The sequence below is a fragment of the Nocardioides sp. genome, from assembly GCF_035429765.1.
Taxonomy (GTDB): Bacteria; Actinomycetota; Actinomycetes; order Propionibacteriales; family Nocardioidaceae; genus Nocardioides.
On sequence record NZ_DAOMFK010000152.1, the window covers coordinates 1 to 7,462 of the forward strand.

General features: G+C 71.9%; 7 protein-coding genes. 4 read left to right on the forward strand and 3 right to left on the reverse strand.

Annotation, left to right across the window (positions count from 1 at the left end; all coding sequences use genetic code 11):
• Together PLP61_RS12775 and PLP61_RS12780 are read left to right on the forward strand one after the other, a co-directional pair.
• A partial coding sequence (locus PLP61_RS12775) for a hypothetical protein (RefSeq protein WP_324503110.1) occupies window positions 1-189 on the forward strand: 189 nt, incomplete at its 5' end.
• A 17-nt stretch (window positions 190-206) separates the two neighbouring features.
• A complete protein-coding gene (locus tag PLP61_RS12780; protein ID WP_324503111.1) occupies window positions 207-1,301 on the forward strand; it encodes a T6SS phospholipase effector Tle1-like catalytic domain-containing protein in 1,095 nt (364 codons plus the stop codon).
• On the opposite strand, the gene PLP61_RS12785 is transcribed toward PLP61_RS12780, so the two are convergent.
• From PLP61_RS12785 to PLP61_RS12795, 3 genes are all read right to left on the reverse strand, one after another.
• A complete protein-coding gene (locus tag PLP61_RS12785; RefSeq protein ID WP_324503112.1) occupies window positions 1,293-2,156 on the reverse strand; it encodes an NHL repeat-containing protein in 864 nt (287 codons plus the stop codon). The genes PLP61_RS12780 and PLP61_RS12785 overlap by 9 nt on opposite strands.
• A 149-nt stretch (window positions 2,157-2,305) precedes the next feature.
• The gene (gene katG / locus PLP61_RS12790) at window positions 2,306-4,540 is read right to left on the reverse strand and encodes a catalase/peroxidase HPI (RefSeq protein ID WP_324503113.1); all 2,235 of its coding nucleotides are present in this window, start codon (window positions 4,538-4,540) and stop codon (window positions 2,306-2,308) included.
• Window positions 4,541-4,570: 30 nt separating this feature from the next.
• Complete coding sequence (locus PLP61_RS12795) at window positions 4,571-5,002, reverse strand: Fur family transcriptional regulator (protein ID WP_324503114.1); 432 nt, start codon at window positions 5,000-5,002, stop codon at window positions 4,571-4,573.
• A 128-nt stretch (window positions 5,003-5,130) separates the two neighbouring features.
• Here PLP61_RS12795 and PLP61_RS12800 point away from each other — a divergent pair, with 128 nt between their 5' ends.
• A complete protein-coding gene (locus tag PLP61_RS12800; protein ID WP_324503115.1) occupies window positions 5,131-5,814 on the forward strand; it encodes a GAP family protein in 684 nt (227 codons plus the stop codon).
• A complete protein-coding gene (locus PLP61_RS12805; protein ID WP_324503116.1) occupies window positions 5,811-7,460 on the forward strand; it encodes an MFS transporter in 1,650 nt (549 codons plus the stop codon). Before PLP61_RS12800 ends, PLP61_RS12805 begins: the two co-directional genes overlap by 4 nt.
• Window positions 7,461-7,462: the final 2 nt, after the last annotated feature.

Below are 7,462 nucleotides of genomic sequence, written 5' to 3' on the forward strand. Positions count from 1 at the left end.
GCGGTGCGGGAGCTCAGCGCGGAGGGGCTGCGGGCGGCGTACGCCGCGCTCGGCGGCGAGCCGGGCTCCCGCGCGGACCGGCGCCGCGGCCGTGACCTCGACCCGAGACTGCGTGACGAGGAGGAGATCCCCGAGCCGCTGGGCGGGGACGCCGAGCGCTACTGGGCCCCGTTCGTCCTGATCGGCTGACCCACGGGAGGTGTCGCGTGACCGAGAACGCCGCCGAGACCGGCCGCACGCTCGTGGTGTGCCTGGACGGCACCAGCAACGAGCCGGAGTCCGGGACCACGAACGTGGCCCGGATGTTCGCGGTGTCGGTCAAGGACCCCGGTCAGCTCGTCTACTACGACCCTGGGGTCGGCACGATGGGCGCGCGGGGCGCGGTGACGCCCTGGGGTCAGCGGGCCACCCGGGTGGCCGGCCTGGTCGGTGGCTACGGGGTCCGCGACAACCTGGCCGAGGCGTACACCTTCCTGCTCCGGCACTACCAGCGCGGCGACCGGATCTTCGTCTTCGGGTTCTCCCGCGGGGCCTACACGGCCCGGGCGCTGACCGGGATGCTGCGCACGGTCGGGCTGCTGCGTCCAGGCGCGGAGAACCTGGTGCCCTACTCGGTCAAGCTCTACGCCAGGAAGCGGCCGCAGCACCCGACCAAGGAGCAGGAGCGGGAAGGCTGGCGCCTGGCCGACCGGTTCACCGAGCAGTTCGGCAACCCGGACTTCCCCCACCCGTTCGACCGCAGCCGCCACCAGGTCCACTTCCTCGGCGTGTGGGACACCGTGAAGTCGGTCGGCTGGCTGAACTGGCGGGCGCGGGTGGAACAGGTCCGCTGGCCGTTCACCGCGCGGATCACCAACGTGGGGACGGCTCGGCACGCCATGGCGATCGACGAGCGGCGCCGACCGTACGGGGTGTACCGCTTCGACGCCGACGCGGTCGCCGAGTCCGCGGGACGCTTCCAGGAGATGTGGTTCGCCGGGGTGCACAGCGACGTCGGCGGCCAGTTCCCCGACGACCACGCCCTCTCCGACCTCGCCTTCGCCTGGATGGTCGACGAGGCGGTCGCGGCGGGGCTGCGGGTCGACCCGCAGGCCTACCGCCGGCAGGTCGGGGTGAGGTACGGCGAGCCACTGCCCCCCGAGCGTGCCCTGGGCCGCATCCACGCCACCGGCGGGGCCTGGTCCCTGCTGGGCTGGCGAACCCGGACGATCAGGCCCGGCGACGCGGTCCACCCCAGCGTGCAGGTGCGGATGGAGCGCACGCGGGACGACCGCGCGCCGTACCTGCCGCGACTACCGTGAGTGGTGGTGGTGCCGGCACGGGTGCCGCAGCGCGAACTCCAGCCCGCCGACGATGCCGGTGAGAGACGTGGTGGTGCTCCCGAGATAGCGGCCGTGCGTGGAGTACTGCTCCAGAAGGGCGGGGGTGTCGAACCCTCGGTTCCTAGAGATCCACAGCGTCCTGTCCGCAGCGTCGTAGGCCAGGGCGAAGGGCTGCGGGTCGCTTCCGCCGCGGACCACGAAGGACGAGCGCAGCGTCCCGTCCATCGCATAGTTGCGGATCTCGCCGGTGCCGGCCTCGAAGTCCGTCCGCGAGTCGAGCACCCACAGGCTTCGGGTGTGCGGGTCGTAGGCGATGCCGCCGAGGAAGAGGCCGGTGGAGAACAGCGGCACCGGGTCGGTCCAGTCACGGCTGAAGCGGTAGACGACCCCGTCGAAGTACCCGCCGGCGTAGTTGGCCCGTCCGTCGGTCGTGCCGTCGGGGAGGTCCATGGTCACGGTGGTCGGGTAGGCGTAGGTCACACCGGTCGGCCGGCCGCGCAGCGTGTACTCAGCGCCGACGAACTCCGGCCGCGCACCCAGGGTCCGGACGGTCCTGACCACCGCCATCGCCGAGGCGGCGTTGCACGCGCCCCCGACCGGCTCCCAGGTCCTGGTGACCCTGGGGTTCTTGATGACCGAGAGGACGTGGGTGCACTCGCCGTTGTACGACGCGACGTAGAGGTCGCTGAACGGACGGGGCTTGCCCGTGGCCTGCGCCGGTCCGGCGACGGGCACGGTGAGCGCGGTGACGACGACCAGGGACCCGACACCGGTGGCCACCCGGCGCGCGACAGCGCGCGCCGCCGAGATCTGCTGAGGACGAGATGAACGCATACTGACCCCCTACCCGAGAGCACCGCGAACGGTGCGGAACCAGCCTTCCTTCCCGACGATGCCACCGTCCGCGCGTCCGGTAAAGACCCTCGGACCCGACGCGAAGGGCCCGGTCGCCGTACGGCGACCGGGGCCCTTCGTGCTGAGGATCAGACCAGGTCGAACCGGTCCAGGTTCATCACCTTGACCCATGCTGCGACGAAGTCCTGCACGAACTTCTCCTGCGCGTCGTCGCTCGCGTAGACCTCCGCCAGCGCCCTCAGCTCGGAGTTCGAGCCGAAGACCAGGTCGACCCGGCTGCCGGTCCACCGGACCTCGCCGGTGGCGACGTCGGTGCCCTCGAAGGTGTCCTCGGCGTCGGAGACGGCCCGCCACCTGGTGCCCAGGTCGAGCAGGTTGACGAAGAAGTCGTTGGTGAGCGACCCCGGCCGGGCGGTGAGCACGCCCAGCGGCAACTTCTGGAAGTTGGCGTCCAGCACCCGCAGACCGCCCACCAGGACCGTCATCTCGGGGGCGGAGAGCGTGAGCAGGTTCGCCTTGTCGAGCAGGAGGTACTCCGCCGGCAGCCGCTGGCCCTTCCCGAGGTAGTTGCGGAACCCGTCCGCGGCCGGCTCCAGCGCGGCGAAGGACTCCACGTCCGTCTGGTCCTGCGTGGCGTCGGTGCGACCCGGGGTGAAGGGCACCTCGACGTGGTGGCCGGCGTCGCGCGCGGCCTGCTCCACGGCGGCGGCGCCGCCGAGGACGATCAGGTCCGCCAGGGAGACCCGCTTGCCGCCGGACTGGGCGGCGTTGAAGCTCTCCTGGATGCCCTCGAGGGTGCGCAGCACCACCGCGAGCTGCTCGGGGTTGTTGACCTCCCACCCGCTCTGGGGCTCCAGGCGGATCCGCGCGCCGTTCGCGCCGCCGCGCTTGTCGCTGCCGCGGAACGAGGACGCCGACGCCCACGCGGTCGACACGAGCTGGGAGACCGACAGGCCCGAGGCGAGGATCTGGCTCTTGAGCGTCGCCACGTCCGCGGCGTCCACCAGCTCGTGGTCCACGGGCGGGAGCGGGTCCTGCCAGATCAGGACCTCGGAGGGAACCTCCGGGCCCAGGTAGCGCGAGACCGGCCCCATGTCGCGGTGGGTGAGCTTGAACCACGCCCGGGCGAACGCGTCCGCGAACTCGTCGGGGTGCTCCAGGAACCGCCGCGAGATCTGCTCGTAGACCGGGTCCATGCGCATGGCCATGTCGGCGGTGGACATGATCGGCGCGTGCCGGCGGGACGGGTCGTGCGCGTCCGGCACCAGGTCGGCGCCGGCGCCGCCCTTCGGGACCCACTGCTGGGCGCCCGCGGGGCTCCGGGTCAGCTCCCACTCGAAGCCGAAGAGGGTCTCGAAGTAGCTGTTGTCCCAGGTCGTCGGGGTGGGCGTCCAGGCCCCCTCGAGGCCGCTGGTGATCGTGTCGTCGCCGCTGCCGGTGCCGAAGGTGTTGCGCCAGCCCAGGCCCTGCTCGGCCAGGGAGGCGCCCTCGGGCTCGGGGCCGACGTACGTGCTGGGGTCGGCGGCACCGTGGGTCTTGCCGAAGGTGTGCCCACCTGCGGTGAGCGCGACGGTCTCCTCGTCGTTCATCGCCATGCGGCGGAAGGTCTCGCGGATGTCACGGGCCGAGCCGAGCGGGTCGGGGTTGCCGTTGGGGCCTTCGGGGTTGACGTAGATCAGGCCCATCTGGACGGCGGCGAGGGGGTTCTCGAGGTCGCGGTCACCGGTGTAGCGCTCGTCGCCCAGCCAGGTCTCCTCGGGGCCCCAGTAGACGTCCTCGTCGGGCTCCCACACGTCCTCGCGGCCGCCGGCGAAGCCGAAGGTCTGGAAGCCCATGGACTCCAGGGCGACGTTCCCGGTGAGCACCAGCAGGTCGGCCCACGACAGCGCGCGGCCGTACTTCTTCTTGACGGGCCAGAGCAGGCGACGGGCCTTGTCGAGGTTGGCGTTGTCGGGCCAGCTGTTGAGCGGGGCGAAACGCTGCTGGCCGGCGCCGGCGCCACCGCGGCCGTCGCTGATCCGGTAGGTGCCGGCGCTGTGCCACGCCATCCGGATCATGAACGGCCCGTAGTGGCCGTAGTCGGCCGGCCACCAGTCCTGGGAGGTGGTGAGCACCTCCTCGATGTCCCGCTTGACCGCGGCGAGGTCGAGGCTCTGGAACTCGGCGGCGTAGTCGAAGTCCTCACCCAGCGGGTTCGCCACGGCCGGGTTCTTGGCGAGGATCTTCAGGTTGAGCCGGTCCGGCCACCACCCCCGGTTCCCGCCGCCCTGGGTGGGGTGCGGCGATCGGTGGGCGACCGGGCACTGCCCCTCGCTCTCCTCCGAGTTCATGTCTCCGATGGTGGCGTCGTGGTGCTCGGCCATGGCTGTCCTTCCGGGCGGATGGGTGGGTGTTCAGGAGGGTGGTGCGGTGGAGCAGTCGGGGCACAGGCCCCAGTAGATGACCTCGGCCTCGTCGATCTCGAAGCCCTGGTCGTCCGAGGCGGTCAGGCAGGGGACCTCACCCACGGCGCAGTCGACGTCGGCGACGGTGCCGCAGGAGCGGCAGACGACGTGGTGGTGGTTGTCCCCGACCCGGGACTCGTAGCGAGCCACCGAGCCCGAGGGCTGGATCCGCCGCAGCAGTCCGGCGCCGGTCAGTGCCCGCAGCACGTCGTACACGGCTTGGTGGGACACCTCGCCGAGCTCGGCGCGCACGGCGGCGATGACCGAGTCGGTGTCCGCGTGCGGGTGGGCGTCCACGGCGGCCAGTACGGCGAGCCGCGGCCGGGTCACGCGCAGCGCCGAGTCCCGCAGCAGGCGCTCGTACTCGGTCGTCGTGGGCACCACCGGAGTATGACCTCTTCTCTTGAGTCAATCAAGTCTCACTCGGGGTCGGGGTCCTCGGGCACCACGTCGGTGGAGCCGGCCGGCGCTCGGTGCTGGCGGCGGTAGCACCGTGGCATGATGCCCTGGTGGCAGAGGCGGTGGTGGCAGCCCTGGGCATCGCGGTCTCGCCCTTCGCGGTCATCCCGGCCGTCCTGCTGCTGTTCACCGCGCGCCCGGCGGCGTGCTCCTCGGCGTTCGCCGCGGGCTGGAGCCTCGGGGTCGCCGTGGTCACCACGCTCGCGATCCTCCTGGCCGACCTGCTCACGCTCCCGGACACCCCACCGCAGTGGGCCTCTTGGACGCGGATCGGACTCGGCGGGCTGCTGGTGCTGGTCGGGCTGGGCAGGCTCCGCCGCCGCTCTGGCGACGCCGAGCCGCCGGGCTGGCTGCGCACCCTGGAGGAGGCCACGCCGGCCTCCGCCGCTCGGTTCGGTCTGCTGGCCTCGGCCCCGAACCCCAAGGTGGCGCTGCTCGCGGTGGCCGGGGGGTTCTCGATCGGGGGCGACCTGAGCGGAGCGGCGGCGGAGGTCGCGGCGGTGGTCGGCTTCACCCTCCTGGCGTCCGTGGCGGCGTGGACCCCGCTCGTGACCTACGCGGTGATGGGCTCCCGGGCTCTCCAGCCGCTGGGCCGGGTCAAGGACCGGCTCACCGCCCACTCCGACCTCGCCGTGGCCGGCGTTACTGGTCCTGATCGGCGTCGCCCTGCTGTGGAAGGGCCTGACCAGCCTGTGAGAGCAGTGCTGACCGGAAGCGAGGACCGACACCGATGAGCAGCGAATCCGCCGTGGACAGGACCGGGACGAACGACCCTCGGCGCTGGTGGGGGCTCGCCTTCATCGCGCTGGGTGTGTCGATGATCATCGTGGACGCGACGATCGTCAACGTTGCGATCCCGACCATCATCGACGACCTGGACATCACCTCGAGCCAGGCGCAGTGGGTCCAGGAGGCGTACACCCTCGTCTTCGCCTCCACGCTGCTCGTCTTCGGTCGGCTGGCGGACCGGTTCGGCCGACGGCTGATGTTCCTGCTCGGCGTCGCGGTCTTCACCGTCTCCAGCGTCCTGGCAGCGATGGCGCCCGACGGCACCGTCCTGATCGCCGCCCGGGTGGCCCAGGGCGTCGGCGGCGCCATGATGCTGCCGACCTCGCTGTCCCTTCTGAACGCGGGCTTCCGGGGCCGGGACCGCGCCGTCGCGTTCGCGATCTGGGGGTCGACCATCGGCGGTACGGCCGCACTCGGGCCGCTGCTCGGCGGGTGGCTCACCTCCTCGTACTCGTGGCGGTGGGCCTTCGGCATCAACGTCCCCCTGGGCATCGCCGTCGCGCTCGGCGCGCTGGTCTTCATCCGCGAGTCCAAGGAGGGCGCGGTCACCGGCAGGGCGGACTACCTCGGTGCGGCCCTGTCCGTGGTCGGCTTCACCGGGATCGTCTTCGGACTCATCGAAGGGCGCACCTACGGCTGGTGGAGCCTCGACAAGCCCTTCACCTTCCTGACCTGGACCTGGTCGTGGTCGATCTCCCCGGTGCCGGTCGCGTTCGCGCTCGGCGCCGTCGTACTGGCGCTGTTCGTGGGCCTGGAACGCCGCCGGCACGCCGCGGGACTGCCGGTCCTGCTCGACCTGGACCTGTTCCGCATCTCCTCCTTCCGCAACGGCAACGTCGTAGCGCTCATCGTCAGCCTGGGGGAGTTCGGCATCCTGTTCTCCCTGCCCCTGTGGTTCCAGAACGTGCGCGGCTTCAGCGCGTTCGAGACCGGCGCGGCGCTGCTTCCGCTGGCGGTCGGCTCGTTCGCAGCCAGCGGGTTCGGCGCCCAGCTCGCCCAGCGGCGCGGCGCGGTCTACACCGTCCGGCTCGGCATCCTCCTGGAGATCGTCGGGATCGTGTCCCTCGGACTGGCGATCTCGGCGACCCGGGCCTGGTGGCCGACCCTCCCGGCGCTGTTCGTGTACGGCCTGGGCGTCGGCCTGGCGACCGCGCAGATCACCGGTGTGGTGCTGGTCGACGTGCCGGTGGCCAAGAGCGGTCAAGGCTCGGGCACGCAGAGCACGAGCCGGCAGATCGGCTCGGCGCTGGGCATCGCGATCCTCGGCACGGTGCTGTTCACGGCACTGGGAGCCAACCTCGACCGGCAGCTCGAGAAGATGCCCGACCTGAGCCCCCAGCAGCGTGCCGCCGTCGTCGACACGGTCAAGGTCACCGCCGGCTCGGTGATCCCCCAGCTGGAGCGCGACCCGGCCACGCAGCCGATCGCGCAGGATGCCAAGGTCGCCCTCTCCCGGGCCAGCAGCCTGTCCGCCTTCACCGCGGCCGCGTTCCTCGCCCTCGGCCTGCTCGCCAGCCTCGCCCTGCACAGTCGGGGCAGTGAGTCGGCCGCAGGTACGGGGCCACGTCGTGGTGTCCGAGGGGGGACTTGAAC

Bases quoted from the DNA above. Each gene is read 5' to 3' on its own strand.
- PLP61_RS12785 (WP_324503112.1), bottom strand. From the start codon at position 2,156: ATGCGTTCATCTCGTCCTCAGCAGATCTCGGCGGCGCGCGCTGTCGCG.
- katG (WP_324503113.1), bottom strand. From the start codon at position 4,540: ATGGCCGAGCACCACGACGCCACCATCGGAGACATGAACTCGGAGGAG.
- PLP61_RS12805 (WP_324503116.1), top strand. From the start codon at position 5,811: ATGAGCAGCGAATCCGCCGTGGACAGGACCGGGACGAACGACCCTCGG.